Below are 16,278 nucleotides of genomic sequence, written 5' to 3'. Positions count from 1 at the left end.
AGACTACAACTTACTATGCTGCTGCTGACTGGCTTGATTGATGATCTTGATACATCGCTTCAAGCTTCGCTGAGTGAGCCAGCAGGTACTCAAAGGATGCCAGTGAGGCTTTAGCACCTTCACCCATGGCTACTACGATCTGTTTGTATGGAACCGTAGTTACATCACCACAGGCATAAATACCAGGCTGTGAGGTTTCACACTTCTCGTTAATTACGACTTCACCAAAACGGGTCAACTCAACCACATCGCCCAGGAATTTGCTGTTAGGCACCAGACCAATCTGTACAAAGACGCCATCCAGCTTCAGGCTGTGTAAGGCTTCTGTGGTTCGATCCTGATATTCAATCGCTGAAACCTTGCCGTTATCAGCATAGATTTCTTTGGTGACGACATTACGCAGAATCGTTATGTTGTCGCGTGCTTCTGCTTGATCAACTAGCACCTTGTCCGCTTTAAGTTCTGGCATAAATTCAAATACGGTTACCGATTTAACAATACCTGCTAAATCGAGCGCAGCTTCGATGCCTGAGTTACCACCACCAATGACCGCAACGTCTTTACCTTTGAAGAATGGACCGTCGCAGTGCGGACAGTAGGCGACACCATTACCGATATTTTCTTTCTCACCGGGAATGCCCAGTTCGCGCCATTTGGCACCGGTGGCAATGATTAAGGTTTTACTATCAATCACTTCGCCAGAAGACAGGGTGACACTTTTGATATCGCCTTGTTCGATATTGGTAACGCGCAAGTGTTGTTTAACCGTGACGTCATAATCATTCAAGTGTGCCTGCAGTGCGCCAGACAATTCAGGGCCTGTAGTTTTTGGTATCGAAATCAGGTTTTCGATACCCATGGTGTCTTTGACCTGGCCACCGATACGGTCAGCAATCAAGGTCACTTTTAGACCTTTACGGGCGCTGTATATGGCAGAGCCAACGCCTGCTGGACCACCGCCAATAACCACGACATCCTGCAATGGCATTTTTTCGCCAGCACCTGCCTGAGCAATGCTGGGATCTTTTTCTAATAATTTATCGATCAATTCGGCGGCAGTAACTTTACCGTTAGCAAATAATTCGCCATTCAGATAAACACTGGGTACGCCCTGAATATCACGCTCTTTGACCATGTCCTGGAACAAGCCACCATCAATCATCTCGGCTTCAATGTTAGGGTTTAACAAGGCAAACTGATTAAGGGCCTGTACTACGTCCGGACAGTTGTGGCAGCTCAGGCTGATGAAGACTTCGAACTTCATCTGTTGCTTCACGTTGGCGACCATCTTCTTTAATGATTCATCTAGCTTGACCGGGCTGCCAGCAGTTTGTAACACAGCCAATACCAATGAGTTGAACTCATGACCGGATGGAATACCCGAGAAACGGATGCCTGTATCTTCTTTACCAGAGTCGCCATCAACTTCCAAAACAAAGCTGATAGGACTACGAACCTGACCCGATAGATCACGTTCTTGAAATTGCAGTTTATCGCTGACGCTGACAAAGCTGGTTAAAAATTCTTTAAGTTCGTGTCGCTTTGAGTGCTCACCGGTTTGCAAAACGAAAGTCACCGTCTTTTGCATCTTGGCGGTATAGCCCTTTAAGGCTTCTAAAATTTGGTTATTCAACATTGGGATTACACCTTTGTCTTGCGTTGGTTGGATATTTTCCGCCCGGCACAATTCTATGGAAATGTACCGGTGGAAAATGCTCAAGCTTCGGAGAGCTGGCTGGCCGAAGCCAGCCAATGGTCTAATGCAAAGCTTAGATTTTGCCTACCAGGTCTAATGAAGGAGCAAGAGTTTCTTCGCCTTCTTTCCAAGCCGCTGGGCAAACTTGACCAGGGTTGTTGCGGACGTATTGAGCGGCTTTGATTTTACGAACCAGCTCTTCTGCGTCACGACCAACACCTTCAGCAGTGATTTCCATAACCTGAATCACGCCATCGGGGTCAACTACGAAAGTACCACGGTCTGCAAGGCCCTGACCTTCGCGCATAACCTCGAAATTACGAGTGATTTCGCCAGTTGGGTCACCAATCATGGTGTAGTTAATTTTGCCGATAGTGTCCGAAGTTTCGTGCCATGCTTTGTGCGTGAAGTGAGTGTCAGTAGATACTGAGAAAACTTCTACACCGCGGCTTTGTAGCTCTTCATAATGATCAGCAAGGTCACCAAGTTCGGTAGGGCATACGAATGTGAAATCTGCTGGGTAGAAGAAAAATACTGCCCATTTGCCTTCGATGTCTTTGTTAGAAACTTCAACGAATTCACCGTTTTTAAAGGCTGTGGCTTTAAAGGGTTTAATTTCAGTGTTGATAAGTGCCATATAATGGATCTCCTAAAATGGTTAGTTAATATTGACTTCGGGGACTACTTTAAAGACCTGGCGTTAATTAGTAAATTTGGATATATTGAAGTTTATGTTCTAAAATAGTGAACATTAACTGCATACTTTAGGGTGTACCTATGATTTCATTCAAACAGCTCACTTATGCTCTGGCAGCCGAAGAAACATTGCACTTCAAGAAGGCGGCTGATAAATGCCACGTTAGCCAGTCCGCTCTCAGTACAGCCCTAAGTCAGCTAGAAGAGCAGCTTGGGGTGCAGATATTCGAGCGTGACAATAAAAAGGTACTGGTGACGCCAATTGGCAGAGAGGTGCTGGATCGCGCGCGCGAAATCGTCGCCCAGGTCAATTCATTACAAAACCTCTCTTCAAGCCTCAAAGAGCCATTAAGCTTTCCCTTATCCGTCGGAGTGATTCCGACCATTGCGCCATATCTGCTGCCCAAGATGTTTCCGATTCTCAATCAACGCTTCCCCAATGCAGAGTTACGCATTGTCGAAGAGCAGTCGCATGTATTGGTGGAAAAGGTACGAAAAGGGGAGTTGGATACAGCGATTTTGGCCTTGCCCTATGCCTGCGATGGTTTGCTAACCATGGAGTTCTGGCAGGAGGACTTCTATTGGGTGACTTTAAAAGGTGATAAGTACAGCCAACAAAAAGAAATTACCAGCGATGAGATGATGCACAGCAATCTGATGCTGCTCAAAGAAGGACATTGCCTGAAAGACCATATTCTGGATGCGTGTAAATTAAGCAAAGAGCAAACGGAACATGGCTTTGGCGCCACCAGCTTAAATACCTTGATCCAGATGGTGTTGGGTAAACTGGGAACGACATTAATCCCGGATATGGCACTCGACCAGCTGATCTCACAAAACAAAGCGTTAACTGCAGTACATTTAAAAGAACCGGGGCCACATCGTCGCATCGCCTTTATCATTCGTCCGAATTTTACGCGTTTATCCAGTGTCGAGGCCTTGAAAGAAGTGTGTAAAGATGCGCTGGCTGGCAAGAGTGCCTAACCCTTGGGTATTGTGATTAAGATACAGTACAATGACTGCACTTTAGTTTAGGCTGACACATTGATGAATGTTAATAACTGGCAAAGTGCCGACGATGCTGCGATAAAAGAGCTTCCCTTCCATGTGGCGGAATGGCTTGCGGAATTCGGCTCTTTAACTGAAAAGCTGTCACGTAATGTTGATGACGTCAGGCTTGAGGTGTTGCATGAAGGAGCTGGCATTTTAACAGCGGAAGAGGCTTCGGCATTAAACGCGGATGGCGATGTCAATTGTCAGGTTCGCGAAGTGCTGCTATATGGTCCGCAACAGCCGTGGATTTATGCGCGTACCACTATGCCCGTATCCAGCAAGCATTTGATTGAGAAGCTTGGCAATAAACCATTGGGTAGCATTCTGTTTTCCGATGAAGAATTAAGACGCCAGTTTTTACAGGTCTGTCAGTTGGAAGAATCCAGCCAGCTCTATCAAAGCGCGATTCATTATTTAGAAAAAGAAAACCTATTAGTGAATTCCAAACAGTCGAAGCTGTGGGCAAGACGCTCGCTGTGGAAGAAGAAAGATAAAAACGATGGCATGTTGGTGTGTGAGGTTTTTTTGCCGGATGCACCGTTATATCGGTAACTGGAATGACAATAGTTAAATAGACTAATAACCATATTCGAGAAGGGGACTAGTTTGAATCAAGACAAGTGGCGTCAGTATGCGTTGTTGATGCGGTTGGATAAGCCAATTGGCACTTTTTTGTTGTTGTGGCCGACGCTGTGGGCTTTGTGGATTGCGGCTGAGGGTTTGCCGCCGTTATGGATTTTGTTAGTGTTTTGTCTGGGTGTGTTTTTAATGCGGTCGGCGGGCTGTGTGATCAATGATTATGCAGATCGTGATTTTGATGCGCATGTGGAGCGTACGCGCCAGAGACCGTTAGCGCAGAATAAAGTGACGTCGGGTGAAGCACTTAAGTTGTTTCTGTTATTGGTGCTAATGGCATTTGCGTTGGCGTTAACCTTAAACTGGTTTGCGGTAAGTCTAAGTTTTGCCGCAATTGCATTGGCTGCTTCGTACCCCTTTATGAAGCGTTATACCTACTTTCCCCAAGTTATATTAGGCGCGGCCTTTGCCTGGTCAATTCCGATGGCTTTTGCCGCCATTCAGAATGAACTGCCGTTAATTGTCTGGCTGATTTATACATCAACCCTGTTATGGGTACTGGCTTATGACACTTTATATGGCATGGTTGACCGTGACGATGATATGCGACTAGGTTTGAAGTCGACGGCGATCTTGTTTGGTGAGATGGATCTGGTGATGGTGGGAACCATTCAAGCTTTGTTTTTACTAGGAATGCATCTAGTCGGTGAGCAGTTAGAGTTTGGAATTTACTATTATATTAGTTGGGTGATCGCAGCGATATTGATAGGAATGCAAATGTGGCGTTGTCGCACTAGAAATCGTCAAGAATGCTTCAACGCCTTTTTGAATAATAATTACGTTGGACTAGTCCTTTTTCTCGGTATCGTCTTCCACTACCAATTTGGTTGAGTCATCGGGCAGAACCTGATCAAGCTGGCGAGCCTGCTGACGTAAACTGCGGGCGGCCTGCTGCAAGCCCTGTTGGACAGGAATGCTGAGCATGCTCAAGATACTTTGATATAGATCTTTACAGCTTTCAGTGGCACGCATGCCAATGCCTTCTCTGTGTTCAACCCAACCTCGTTCTTTCAGCACTTTAACCTGAGTTTTAAACAGATTTTTATCAAAGAACTCAGGAGCATTGATGCCATAAAGAGCTGCGATACGCTGTGCAAGTTTTTGACTCTCCTGTTCTAGAACCGCGCGATGGATCACCTGTTCTGGCTGCAAACTAAATAGAATGGTAAGACTCATGGCATAGCGCTGCAATGCTGGTTGTGCTGCTTGTGCTAACAACATTAAACGCGACCATTCAGGTGCTTCACTATCGGCTGGAATGTATTCATTGCCGCGCTTAAATAGAAGCTTATGATCAAGCATGGTTTGAATGAGTTGATCAGTGCGTTCTTCAAGTTCGTTAATATCCCAACGAACATATAATTCTTGATGTAGGAAGGGGTAAACCGACTTAACAGCATTCGCAATATACTCATGAGTGACATCGTCATGGCGCTGAAAGATAGACGCAATCAATGAGGTCAATGCGAAGACGTGGAGAATATTATTGCTGTAATAGGTAGAAAGAACCGCTTCATCACCTTCAATAGAAATGACATCGCCAGCTGGGTCATTGATTTCCTGAACCATACCTAGCTTTTGGGCCGTGTCTAATAACTGAGCACCATTTTCTTCAGGAATATTGATGTGCTCACTGTAAGGCGCTTGACGGGCAAATGTCATCAGCAAATCAAGGTGAGCGATGAGCTCCTGTTTATCCATAGCTAAACGCGGAGTTGCTAATAAAGACAGACTGACCAAACAAACACTATTAAGACTTACTGCAGCATTAATGCGACGATTGATTTCATCGCCTAGATCAGTCACAAAGTTAGATAGCCAATCCGGGCGTGCCTGAGCCTGGCCCTGAAAGTCACTCCAGTCAATGTTCTGTTTGGCCAGATAATCTTCTAATGCTAACGGTTGACCAAAGTTAAGATACACTTTGCCGTAAAAACGCTTTAAGGCTTTACGAACACCGAGTAGTTGCCCGACGGATTCTTGTTTTTTAGCATGGCCACGTAATTCGCCCACATAACTTTTTCCTTCGAACATACGCTCATAACCAATATAGACTGGTACGAACATGATGGGGCGACGAATACCACGCAACATACTTTGCACGGTCATGGCCAGCATTCCGGTTTTGGGCGTTAACAAACGGCCGGTGCGACTACGACCTCCTTCCTGGAAATATTCAACAGGAATGCCTTTATTGAAAAGGCGGTATAGGTATTCATTAAAGACGGCGGTGTAAAGTTTGTTACCGCGGAAACTACGGCGTAAGAAGAATGCACCGCCACGACGTAAAACAGAGCCAATTGGCCAGAAGTTAAGGTTAATACCGGCGGCAATGTGCGGCGGAACTAAACCTTCATGATAAAGCTGATAAGACAACAACAGATAATCGGCATGGCTACGATGGCATGGCACATAAACCAGCTCATAATCTTTAGCTAATTGACGAACCTGCTTGAGGTTATTAACCTCAATGCCGGCATAAATTTTATTCCACAACCGAGTAAGGAAGGTTGATAAAAAACGAATCATGCGTGGGCTAAAATTAGCGGCAATTTCTTTAACGTATTTGCCTGCTTGTTTTTCAATTTGAGCGCGGCTCTTGCCTGTCTTTTTTATTTCCCGCTCAACTGCATGATGGACGAGATCCGAAGCAACAATGCCATCAATCAAGTCGCGACGGTTTTGGGTACGCGGACCAACCGTGGCAACCCATTGACGGTTAAAGTGAACACGTAAAATACGACTCAGCTTATGGGCTGTCTTTTCAGGTGGATTATCAAGATTAACTTGAGAAGAGTTGAGCGCAATCGGTTCACCGTATTGAACCAGACATTGGCGCCCCAAAAATAACATAATGAAGAACTTTGCTATACGCCCCGACTGCTCAACGTTAGACATAAAATAGCGCAAGAAGGATTTTTCTTTACCGGGACTACGTCCCCAATAGATTGAAACGGGAACAAGTTTAAAAGATTGATCAGGATTATCTTTTTGCGCCTGAACTAATTTAGCAATAGAGGCCTTATGCGCAGAATTAACGCGGCTGCGACGAAAAATACTGGGACGGTTATTTAAGAATAAACAGCTGCCTGACTCTGGCACTGCTAATTTTTTATCAGTTACTCGAGCCGAGGGTAGCTGAAACTGAGAAGCCTGACGACGAAGTAACTCAATGGCAGTAACTGACTGAGTTCTTAAGATATAAATAATATGATCGTCGTTACTAAGTTCGAACTCTTGCTTAGGATCAGAGGGAGCCCCCTGCTCGCGAACCAAAAGCTTTAACGGTAAGCGGAGTAAAGATAACGAAAAATGTTTTAAAGAAGATGAAATCGACATAAAAATCTCTATTGATAAAACAGTTAGAGCAGTAGCTCAACAGGGTGCGGGTGGCTTAAAAAGTCGCGCGGACTGGCAGTAAAGCCATAAGCGCCAGACTGATAAATAGCGACCCAGTCACCAATTTCTGCCTTTGGGAGTTCCATCTTATTGGCAAGAATATCCAGTGGTGTACATAAAGGACCAACAATGTTCACCAACTCGGTGTCAGATTGTTGCATACGGTTGGCAATCGCAACAGGATAATTTTTTCGAATGACCTGACCAAAATTACCCGATGCGGCAAGGTGGTGATGTAAACCACCGTTAGCGATGAGATAAGTTTGTCCGCGAGAGACTTTCTTATCAGTAATTTGGCAAAGATAAACACCGGCATTGCCGACCAGATAACGGCCAAGCTCCAGAATCAATTCGCAATCCTGGAGGAGGTGCTGATGGTCATCAATAAGCTGGTTAAGATTATCGGCAATTGGCTCAAGATCGAGTAGCTGGTCACCCGGAAAATAGGGAATACCAAAGCCGCCACCAATGTTGAGGTGCTTCAGTTTAAAGCCATACTCTTGCTGCAAGCGGTCAACCAGCGCAAAGATACTGTTATGCGCAGTGATGATAGAACCAGAATTAAGATTTTGTGAACCGGTAAAAATGTGTAGGCCAGCAAAGGTTAACTTGGGATGTTTAAGCAACTTAAAAACTTCATCAAGTTGTTCAACGTCGATGCCAAATTGCTGCGGACCACCACCCATTTTCATGCCTGATGACTTTAATTCAAAGTCAGGATTCAACCGTAAAGCAATATTGGCGAAACGGTCATGGCTGTCAGCAACTTTGATAATGCGTTCCAGCTCAGTAATCGATTCAACATTAATAGTGATACCTGAAAAAATCGCCATGGTCAGTTCTTGTTCTGACTTGCCGGGGCCAGCAAAACTGATCTTGGATGGAGAGATGCCAGTGGATAAAGCGACATGTAATTCTTTAGCGGAAGCTACGTCAAGCCCATTGACCTGATGCGAAAGATAATTAACGACCGCGGGCATCGGATTGGCTTTAATGGCGTAATGCAAACTGATTTTAGGAAAAAAGCTGCGTAGCCTTTGAACATTTTGTTTAATTACTGAGTGGTCATAGACATAGCAAGGCGTTTGTCCGGCAATGGCAACCACTTCCTCAACAGAATAACCGGCAATAACCAGCTGGCCTTCGCGGGATTCAAATTGATTCATGTCAGCGTGCATCTTATGACTCATTCATTCAACCTTATGATTTTTTTGATAGTCATTTTGTAATTGCTTGCGGTCAATTTTGCCATTAGGGTTGCGTGGCAAATGCTCGATAAATTCAATAGCTTTAGGTTGCATATAATTTGGTAATTGTTGTTGGCAATGACGTTTCACCTCTTGCTCAGTTAATTCACCATCTGCTTTGATTAACAACATAATGGCCTGGCCTAACTCTTCATCAGGCAAGCCGATAGCAACCACCTCAGCCACACCGTCCAGCTGGTAAAGGCTCTCTTCAAGCTCAGCGGGACTGATGCGGTAACCGGAACATTTTATCATATCGTCTTGGCGACCAATAAAATAGAGAAAACCATCCTCATCACGGCGAACGGTATCGCCGGACCAGACTGCAAGTTCAGGCAGATAGGCAGGATGATTAGCAATGGGTTTAAAGCGCTGCGCGGTTTTATCCGGTGCATTCCAGTAACCCAGACTAACATGCACGCCACGATGAACCAGTTCACCTGGCTCATCGACGTCGCACTCGGTTCCATCTGGGCGTAGCACTAGAACTTGTGCATTAGGGATCGCTTTACCCATAGAATCGGGGTGCGTGTCCACATACCGAGGTTCAAGATAAGTGGAACGAAACGCCTCGGTAAGGCCATACATTAAATAGGGAAGTGTATTGGGCAAGGTCTGACGCAATTGACTTAACGTGGCTTTCGGCATGGCGCCGCCGCTGTTGGTGAAATAGCGCAAACAACGAGCCTCTTCCGGCCATTCAAGTTTGGCCAGCTGAATCCATAAGGGGGGCACTGCGGCCAGGCCAGTGATCTGATGCTGAGCTACCTGACGAATAACATCACGTGGGAACAGATATTCCATCAATACCACTGTTGCACCGACTAATAAACCGGTGGTGATTTGACTCAAGCCATAATCAAAACTGAGCGGTAGAGCGACCAGGATTTTATCGTCAGAAGAATTATGTAAGTACTGACTGACGCTTTGTGCCCCAGCAATAAGGTTGTGATGTGATAAGCAGACACCTTTGGGTTGTCCGGTAGAACCAGAGGTGTAAAGAATGGCGGCTAAGTCCTGATCGATGACCGATACACTGGGTGCTTGAGCGCCTTGAGTATCTGGTTGTGGCCAGAAGTGCTGCTGGATGGCCAGTTCGGTTTCATCTTCTTCTAAACCCTGATCGATAATTAACAGGTGTTCAAGGTCAGAACACCCTTGCAGGGCGTCCGTTGAAAGCTTAGCTCTTTGTTGGCTGGTGACCAGCAGCTTAACGTTGCAGTCGCGAAGAATATAAGCCACTTGTGCTGCTTTGAGCACAGGATTGACGGGCACGAAAACCAGCCCTGCGCGGCTGGCTGCCAGAATGCTAACCACCGTCTCTACCTGCTTAGGCAAATAGATCGCAATCCGGTCGCCTTGCGTCAAGCCCATGTGTAGGAAGCTTTGCGCAAGTCGACTGACAGCGTGATCCAGCTGTGCATAAGTCAATTGACGTTTGTTATCATCAATCGCGACTTTGTCCGCGAATTTTTGCTTGCTTGCAGTTACAATGGCGTCAAGCTGGCAGTACATGATAGATCCGATTTGGAAAGATGCGGCTATTGTAGCTTTTTCAATGAATTACGTCAGCTGTTGACGCACAACTATGTCATTCTAGGTTCTATAGACCTCAACCGCATGGCTCGACTGAGCCGATAGCGAAATAGATTAAGAAAAAGGGTTTTATGCGGCTCATCTGGTACATCGTCATTCTGTTTATAGCCTACGGTTCTCTCTATCCTTTTGATTTTGAGATGGGTAGAGCTTTGCCTGAGGACTTTTCGAAATGGTTATTCAGTTGGCATCATAGAACCATTCGCAGCGATTTGATTGCCAATATTCTGCTATTTATCCCATATGGATTTTTTAGCGCCCTGACCATCAAGGAAGAAAAGCGGCAATGGCCATTGCTGTGGCTGGTTATGACGTTTATTGGGGGCTTTTTATTTGCGCTATTTCTTCAGTTGTTGCAATTTTACCTGCCATCGAGAATACCCGAAGCTGCGGATGCGCTAACCAATACCATTGGTATTCTGATTGGCTTTGCCATTGCTGGCTTCACCAATAGTAAGCGAGTGCAGCGATTGATTCCACGCGGTTTGCGTTTCCAGTTGACGCCAGCCTTGTTGGTGCTGGTTTTATGGTTAGCATGGCAGTTTTTCCCTTATATTCCAGTATTCGAAAGCAAGCAGTTTGGCGACGGTTTAGATCAAATTGTTAAAAGTAGCTGGTCACTCGAGTTGTGGCTGGAACGCGTGCTGTTCTGGATGGTGTTTTACTATGTTCTGGAACGTGTGGTTGCCAAGAAATATAACGTTAGCGTTATTATCGGCATCACCCTGTTTGTATTGATTATCAAGTTGGCTATGTACCGAAGCTATTTAGGGTGGAGCGAAATTAGCGCTGTTCCTTTAGCAATTTTATTGCATGCTTACCTTGGGCATGGCTTCAGAGTGGCTTTGATTGCTGTCGGTGCGGCTGTTTTGTTTATTTGGCAAAACCTGTTCCCATGGCAGTGGCAAACCGCGCTCAACAGTTTTGAATGGATGCCATTTGATAACTTTCTGACTGGAAGCACTTGGCATAATCTAAGCGCCTTGTTGCGTGAGTCTTTGCTACTGGCTTCCTTTGGGTACTTCCTCGGCAAGTGGCTATCCAGTTATCGAACTGCAGGTATAGTCTTAACCCTGTTCGTGGTAGTTGTTACAGCGCTACAATTCTTTATCGTAGGCAAGCAACCAGACAGTACCTCAATCATTATGGCTCTGGTGTTGGCGACATTGTTCCAGAGGCTAGCGAGAATAGCGCCTTAATCAGCGAAAGAACTTTGTATGGGCTGCTTCGCAAAAAAAACACCTGACTAGTGGGAGCTCAGTCAGGTGCAAAAGGGAAGTGAAGCTATAGGTTATAGATTATAGGTAAAAATTAATCAGGCTGGTACAAGGTATAGAGCTCATTTTCTTCCAGCGAAACACGATGCGTTAGCACCTTGCCCACGGCTTCGAAATCTTTCTTAAAACTCTCTTTTTGCTCTGCAGTTATGATTGGCTTGGAATAGGTTTTACAAAAGCGAATCACTGCCTGAGCAATATCATTCATTTCACTGCGGAAATCTTTAACCAGATCCATACTGGAAGAGTCATCGGAAAGTTTCTGTTCAAGGTAAACATAAAACTTAACGTTCTCTTTGAGTAAGTGAGCTTGAAAGTCACGCTTAAATTGAGTCACCAAATCGGCAAGTTTCTGACGGTCACCTGCCTCAAAACCTTCTGTCCAAATCCGGCCATAAAGACCAACCAGATGGTTATGATCGCCTTTGAGATTATCAATTAGGTGGGGGTCATAACTAACACCGTAATGATTACGCTTCTTGGTAAGATCAACTTCTTGAATGGGGTTTGGCTCTCGAGTATCGACGGATTCCGGCCGATCACTAAAAAAGTTTTTAATAAAACCAAACATGGTGCGACTCCTCAGCTATTTGTGAAAGTTAAAGCAAAACTATTTATATTTATTTATCTTCGTAGTAGACACTAATTATTGATATATATCAATAGTTTAGAATGCAGAAATGACCACTGGATCAATGCAGAAATGCATCGATAAAAAAAGTATTTTTTATGCAGGATTTATAACGTTTTAATGAAAAACAAACAAAAAGTGATAACTATTTCAAAAACACCGCAAATAACCCTTTGGTGCTTATGGTTATTTTAGCAAGGGTGTGATTATTTAGAGGGGCATAGAAAAACTGTAATAAAAAGAAACAGTTAATGCAGATCTGCATTTTAACAATGACAGAAACAGAAAAATTTTTACAACAATATAGCTGAACAAAGGACGGAAATTATGATTGAACAGAAACTCTCACCATTAAAGCAGGCCTTATCCCACCACAAAGCCTATGGCTTACTTAACTCGACGGACAATATCCGTACTTTTATGGAATATCACGTCTACGCAGTTTGGGATTTTATGACCCTTTTAAAAGCTCTGCAGCGACGCTTGACCTGTGTCGATATTCCATGGCGCGAATCCGGTTATCCTACTGAGGTGGTACGCTTTATCAATGAAATTGTAATTGGCGAAGAAAGCGACCTTGATCAGAATGGTCACCCTATTAGTCACTACTCTCTTTACCTCGAAGCAATGCATGAGGTGGGTGCGGACGTTGCCAAGGTCCAGCAATTTGTGGCGACGCTTGATACCAGTATTATTCCTGAAGGAGCACGTGAGTTTGTAGAATATAACTTGAAGCTAGCTGAAAAGGGAACCGATGAAGAAGTCGCAGCAGCTTTTCTTTATGGGCGTGAAAAACTCATCCCAGAAATGTTTACCGGCATTAAAGATGCACTAATCCGAGAAAATGCTGATTGTCCTACGCTGATCTATTATTTAGAGCGACACATTGAGCTGGATGGCGATGAGCACGGCCCATTAGCCGAAAAATGTCTTAAAGCGATTTGTGGTGACGATAAAGACAAATGGCAGCGTGCGTTGAGCGTCGGCGAAGAGTGCCTGCAAATGCGTGATGCACTTTGGAACCAAGTTGAAAAAGCACTGGCTCAAAAATCAGGAATCCGAGCTGCATAAATTATTTAGTTTTGATGTCTGGTCATAAAGACTAACCCCTCGCTGCCTGCTCGCCTGGTCGAGTAGGCGGCACTTTTTATCCGGCAGTCTTCATTAGCACTTAAAATCAAGTTTGGTTACAATGCCTTAAATCCATCCAATAAGTGCTGTTATGCAAGATATCGTTATTGCTCCCTCTATTCTATCCGCTGATTTTGCCCGCCTTGGTGAAGAAGTCGACAATGTTCTTAAAGCTGGAGCCGATTGGGTTCACTTTGATGTGATGGACAATCACTATGTGCCGAACCTTACAATTGGTCCTATGGTCTGCGAAGCGCTGAGAAACCATGGCATTACAGCACCGATTGATGTGCATCTGATGGTCGAGCCAGTGGATAGGATTATTCCTGATTTTGCTAAAGCTGGCGCTAGCTATATCACTTTTCATCCTGAAGCCTCTAAGCATGTAGATCGCACTATTAGTTTGATCAAAGAGCAGGGCTGTAAGGCTGGCATCGTCCTCAATCCAGCAACGCCATTAAGTGTTCTCGATTATGTGATTGAAAAGCTAGATATGGTGCTGTTGATGTCTGTTAATCCAGGTTTCGGTGGCCAAAGCTTTATTCCACACACCTTGCAAAAGTGCCAACAGGTGCGCCGCATAATTGATGAACGAGGTCTGGATATTCGATTAGAGATAGATGGCGGTGTAAAGGTTGATAACATCGAAGAAATAGCCGCCTGTGGTGCTGATACCTTTGTGGCGGGATCTGCAGTGTTTAATGCGGATGATTACGGCAAAGTCATTCACACCATGAAAGAGAACGCTGCGAAGGGTCGAGTTGGCTAGCCCTCGATAAATCGTCATTTGCAAGATAATTGACAGCTTGTTAGGTTGAGTCTATGAGAAAAGTTTGGTGGGTTTTAGTAACAATAATAATCGCGGCCTTCATTGGCCACTATATTTCTGATAAAGCTGCGATTGATCAATGCCTCGATTCAGGGGGGAGTTACTTCTACGATCAGCATTATTGTTCCGAGACGGAAAGTTATAACGGTTCAACCAACTATATTGCCAATCATCTTGGTTTTATCATCCTGTTATTTCTAAGCATAGTGTTTGCCATTGGAGCTTATTTTATCAAAGCGCCAAAATCATTAGTGGGCAAACACAAACGCTTATTAATGATCGATAATTATGACTCCTTCACCTATAACCTGGTGCAATATTTTGCTGACCTTGGACTGGATGTGTTGGTCAAACGTAATGATGAATTGACCGTTAAGGAAGCTAAGGAAATCGACCCAGACTATATTGTAATCTCACCCGGCCCGGCAACACCCAATGAGTCAGGTATTTCTCTAGCCGTCATCGAAGAGCTGGCCCATGATTATCCCATACTCGGAGTTTGCTTAGGTCACCAGGCCATGGCGCAGGTGTTTGGGGGCAAGGTTGTTCGGGCTAAACAGGTTATGCATGGTAAGACCTCAGAAATTCATCATGCCGATAAAGGTGTTTTTAAAGACCTGCCTAATCCTATTGAGGCAACCCGCTACCACTCATTGATTGTTGATAACGAAAGTCTACCAAAAGAGTTTGAGGTGACCGCCTGGACCGAAGATGAAGAAGGTGAGCTCGAATATATAATGGGCATTAAACACCGTAACCTGAAACTGGAAGGTGTTCAATTTCACCCAGAGTCCATAATGAGCCAGCATGGCCATAAAATGTTGAAGAATTTTATCTTAGAATATAGGAACTGAGACAAGGTCTAATAACAAAAAAGCCATGTGTTTCCACATGGCTTTTTTGTATCGAGTGGTAATAAAACTAACGTGCTCCGAAGATCACCATAGTCTTACCTTTTACGTGAATATGACCTTGTTCTTCTAGTGCTTTTAATACGCGGCCAACCATTTCACGAGAACAACCTACAATGCGGCTCAACTCCTGACGAGTTACTTTAATCTGCATACCGTCTGGATGAGTCATAGCATCGGGCTCTTTTGCCAGCTCTAGCAAGGCATGCGCCACGCGACCGGTTACATCAAGGAAAGCTAAATCGCCAACTTTACGGCTGGTTTTACGCAGGCGTGTCGCTAACTGAGTGGCTAAGCGGAAGAGTACATCCGGGTTTTCACGAGTTAACTGGCGGTATTTGTCGTAGCTAAGTTCAGCCACTTCGCACTCTGATTTAGTACGAACCCAGGCAGTGCGGTCATGGTCATCTGTAAACAGGCCCATTTCACCAAAGAAATCGCCAGGGTTAAGATAAGCAAGTACTAGCTCACGACCTTCGTCATCTTCTATCAAAACCGTCACAGAGCCTTCGAGCAGGAAATAAAGCGTGTTTGACGAATCGCCGGCATAAATCAGGGTACTTTTCGCTGGGAAGCGACGTCTTTGACAATGATTCAGGAACCATTGAATGGTCTCGTCTTGTGCCAAATGATAAGGTAACGCCATGAAGTCGTCCTATTTTATTGTAATCTAATGAAAATATAGCATGAAATCTTAGTCATGTACCCCTTCAAAATCAAATTTGTTGTGGCACTATATAGTCCCTGAATTATACAACTGAGTCACAAAACACCATGAAAGTAACTTTAGACTGGGTCGGCGACCTTAATTTCGTCGGAAAGAACAGTAAACGTCAGCGCGTCATGTTTGGCGGGGAAGGCGATTATGTGTCGCCAATGGAGAATTTATTGATGTCAGCAGGTGCCTGCGCATCTATCGATGTGGTCATGATATTGGAAAAAGCGCGTCAAAATGTCACAGGATGTCACTGTGAAATAGAGGCCGATCGCGCCGATGAGCCGCCACGTCGTTTCACTGCCGTTAATTTCCACTTTGTGATCAACGGTAAAGACTTATCGACCAAACATGTCCAAAAAGCTATTGACCTGTCAGTTGAGAAATACTGTTCGGTGATGCACTCGTTGGATCGCAATATGCCGATCAAAACTTCATTTGATATTGTCCCAGTATAAAGA

15 protein-coding genes are annotated in these 16,278 nt (G+C 44.7%); 8 read left to right on the top strand and 7 right to left on the bottom strand.

The genetic code is table 11. The features are described 5' to 3' along the window. Positions 1 to 13 precede the first annotated feature (13 nt). Positions 14 to 1,636, bottom strand: a complete 1,623-nt coding sequence (gene ahpF / locus ACN0VI_RS01340; protein WP_417445504.1) for an alkyl hydroperoxide reductase subunit F — start codon at positions 1,634 to 1,636, stop codon at positions 14 to 16. A 133-nt stretch (positions 1,637 to 1,769) separates the two neighbouring features. Next, complete coding sequence (gene ahpC / locus ACN0VI_RS01335) at positions 1,770 to 2,333, bottom strand: alkyl hydroperoxide reductase subunit C (RefSeq protein ID WP_331892112.1); 564 nt, start codon at positions 2,331 to 2,333, stop codon at positions 1,770 to 1,772. Positions 2,334 to 2,473: 140 nt separating this feature from the next. Here ahpC and ACN0VI_RS01330 point away from each other — a divergent pair, with 140 nt between their 5' ends. The 3 genes from ACN0VI_RS01330 (at position 2,474) to ubiA (ending at position 4,912) form a co-directional block, all read left to right on the top strand. Continuing rightward, complete coding sequence (locus tag ACN0VI_RS01330; RefSeq protein WP_331892110.1) at positions 2,474 to 3,376, top strand: LysR substrate-binding domain-containing protein; 903 nt, start codon at positions 2,474 to 2,476, stop codon at positions 3,374 to 3,376. Between the two features lie 63 nt (positions 3,377 to 3,439). Continuing rightward, entirely contained in the window at positions 3,440 to 3,997 is a 558-nt protein-coding gene (locus ACN0VI_RS01325) for a chorismate lyase (RefSeq protein WP_331892109.1), read from the top strand. 90 nt (positions 3,998 to 4,087) lie between these two features. Next, positions 4,088 to 4,912: a 4-hydroxybenzoate octaprenyltransferase gene (ubiA, locus tag ACN0VI_RS01320; RefSeq protein ID WP_417446552.1), complete on the top strand. Its 825-nt coding sequence runs from the start codon at positions 4,088 to 4,090 to the stop codon at positions 4,910 to 4,912. On the opposite strand, the gene plsB is transcribed toward ubiA, so the two are convergent. The 3 genes from plsB to ACN0VI_RS01305 are packed head-to-tail and all read right to left on the bottom strand — an operon-like array spanning position 4,868 to position 10,242. After that, on the bottom strand, positions 4,868 to 7,420 hold the full coding sequence (plsB, locus tag ACN0VI_RS01315) for a glycerol-3-phosphate 1-O-acyltransferase PlsB (protein ID WP_417445503.1): 2,553 nt from the start codon (positions 7,418 to 7,420) through the stop codon (positions 4,868 to 4,870). The two genes, ubiA and plsB, sit on opposite strands and share 45 nt — an antisense overlap. 23 nt (positions 7,421 to 7,443) lie before the next feature. Continuing rightward, a complete protein-coding gene (locus tag ACN0VI_RS01310; RefSeq protein WP_417445502.1) occupies positions 7,444 to 8,670 on the bottom strand; it encodes a pyridoxal-dependent decarboxylase, exosortase A system-associated in 1,227 nt (408 codons plus the stop codon). Then, positions 8,671 to 10,242 (bottom strand): acyl-CoA ligase (AMP-forming), exosortase A system-associated, encoded by a 1,572-nt coding sequence (locus ACN0VI_RS01305; RefSeq protein WP_417445501.1) that lies wholly within the window; start codon positions 10,240 to 10,242, stop codon positions 8,671 to 8,673. 152 nt (positions 10,243 to 10,394) lie between these two features. Here ACN0VI_RS01305 and ACN0VI_RS01300 point away from each other — a divergent pair, with 152 nt between their 5' ends. Further along, positions 10,395 to 11,522 (top strand): VanZ family protein, encoded by a 1,128-nt coding sequence (locus ACN0VI_RS01300; RefSeq protein WP_331892103.1) that lies wholly within the window; start codon positions 10,395 to 10,397, stop codon positions 11,520 to 11,522. Between the two features lie 112 nt (positions 11,523 to 11,634). Here the strand turns inward: ACN0VI_RS01300 and ACN0VI_RS01295 are convergent, their stop codons facing one another. Then, a complete protein-coding gene (locus ACN0VI_RS01295; RefSeq protein ID WP_331892102.1) occupies positions 11,635 to 12,171 on the bottom strand; it encodes a hemerythrin domain-containing protein in 537 nt (178 codons plus the stop codon). Positions 12,172 to 12,558: 387 nt separating this feature from the next. Between ACN0VI_RS01295 and ACN0VI_RS01290 the strand changes: the two genes are divergently transcribed. The 3 genes from ACN0VI_RS01290 (at position 12,559) to ACN0VI_RS01280 (ending at position 15,045) form a co-directional block, all read left to right on the top strand. Beyond that, the gene (locus ACN0VI_RS01290; protein WP_331892101.1) at positions 12,559 to 13,302 is read left to right on the top strand and encodes a DUF3050 domain-containing protein; all 744 of its coding nucleotides are present in this window, start codon (positions 12,559 to 12,561) and stop codon (positions 13,300 to 13,302) included. A gap of 151 nt (positions 13,303 to 13,453) precedes the next feature. Continuing rightward, positions 13,454 to 14,131: a ribulose-phosphate 3-epimerase gene (rpe, locus tag ACN0VI_RS01285; protein ID WP_417445500.1), complete on the top strand. Its 678-nt coding sequence runs from the start codon at positions 13,454 to 13,456 to the stop codon at positions 14,129 to 14,131. Positions 14,132 to 14,466: 335 nt separating this feature from the next. Continuing rightward, positions 14,467 to 15,045, top strand: a complete 579-nt coding sequence (locus ACN0VI_RS01280) for an anthranilate synthase component II (protein WP_417446551.1) — start codon at positions 14,467 to 14,469, stop codon at positions 15,043 to 15,045. A 67-nt stretch (positions 15,046 to 15,112) separates the two neighbouring features. Here ACN0VI_RS01280 and crp read toward each other — a convergent pair whose 3' ends face one another. Continuing rightward, entirely contained in the window at positions 15,113 to 15,748 is a 636-nt protein-coding gene (gene crp, locus ACN0VI_RS01275) for a cAMP-activated global transcriptional regulator CRP (RefSeq protein WP_012800089.1), read from the bottom strand. A 128-nt stretch (positions 15,749 to 15,876) separates the two neighbouring features. On the opposite strand from crp, the gene ACN0VI_RS01270 reads away from it, so the two are divergent. Then, complete coding sequence (locus ACN0VI_RS01270; RefSeq protein WP_417445499.1) at positions 15,877 to 16,275, top strand: OsmC family protein; 399 nt, start codon at positions 15,877 to 15,879, stop codon at positions 16,273 to 16,275. Positions 16,276 to 16,278: the final 3 nt, after the last annotated feature.

Source organism: Kangiella sp., from assembly GCF_048265365.1.
GTDB lineage: Bacteria > Pseudomonadota > Gammaproteobacteria > Enterobacterales > Kangiellaceae > Kangiella.
The sequence above is the reverse complement of the archived record's forward strand: the minus strand, read 5'-3'. Positions and strand labels throughout refer to the sequence as shown.

What these genes read in the sequence shown, in the direction of transcription:
- ahpF (WP_417445504.1), bottom strand. Translation starts at nt 1,636, where the DNA reads ATGTTGAATAACCAAATTTTAGAAGCCTTAAAGGGCTATACCGCCAAG.
- ahpC (WP_331892112.1), bottom strand. Translation starts at nt 2,333, where the DNA reads ATGGCACTTATCAACACTGAAATTAAACCCTTTAAAGCCACAGCCTTT.
- ACN0VI_RS01330 (WP_331892110.1), top strand. Translation starts at nt 2,474, where the DNA reads ATGATTTCATTCAAACAGCTCACTTATGCTCTGGCAGCCGAAGAAACA.
- ACN0VI_RS01325 (WP_331892109.1), top strand. Translation starts at nt 3,440, where the DNA reads ATGAATGTTAATAACTGGCAAAGTGCCGACGATGCTGCGATAAAAGAG.
- ubiA (WP_417446552.1), top strand. Translation starts at nt 4,088, where the DNA reads ATGCGGTTGGATAAGCCAATTGGCACTTTTTTGTTGTTGTGGCCGACG.
- plsB (WP_417445503.1), bottom strand. Translation starts at nt 7,420, where the DNA reads ATGTCGATTTCATCTTCTTTAAAACATTTTTCGTTATCTTTACTCCGC.
- ACN0VI_RS01310 (WP_417445502.1), bottom strand. Translation starts at nt 8,670, where the DNA reads ATGAGTCATAAGATGCACGCTGACATGAATCAATTTGAATCCCGCGAA.
- ACN0VI_RS01305 (WP_417445501.1), bottom strand. Translation starts at nt 10,242, where the DNA reads ATGTACTGCCAGCTTGACGCCATTGTAACTGCAAGCAAGCAAAAATTC.
- ACN0VI_RS01300 (WP_331892103.1), top strand. Translation starts at nt 10,395, where the DNA reads ATGCGGCTCATCTGGTACATCGTCATTCTGTTTATAGCCTACGGTTCT.
- ACN0VI_RS01295 (WP_331892102.1), bottom strand. Translation starts at nt 12,171, where the DNA reads ATGTTTGGTTTTATTAAAAACTTTTTTAGTGATCGGCCGGAATCCGTC.
- ACN0VI_RS01290 (WP_331892101.1), top strand. Translation starts at nt 12,559, where the DNA reads ATGATTGAACAGAAACTCTCACCATTAAAGCAGGCCTTATCCCACCAC.
- rpe (WP_417445500.1), top strand. Translation starts at nt 13,454, where the DNA reads ATGCAAGATATCGTTATTGCTCCCTCTATTCTATCCGCTGATTTTGCC.
- ACN0VI_RS01280 (WP_417446551.1), top strand. Translation starts at nt 14,467, where the DNA reads ATGATCGATAATTATGACTCCTTCACCTATAACCTGGTGCAATATTTT.
- crp (WP_012800089.1), bottom strand. Translation starts at nt 15,748, where the DNA reads ATGGCGTTACCTTATCATTTGGCACAAGACGAGACCATTCAATGGTTC.
- ACN0VI_RS01270 (WP_417445499.1), top strand. Translation starts at nt 15,877, where the DNA reads ATGAAAGTAACTTTAGACTGGGTCGGCGACCTTAATTTCGTCGGAAAG.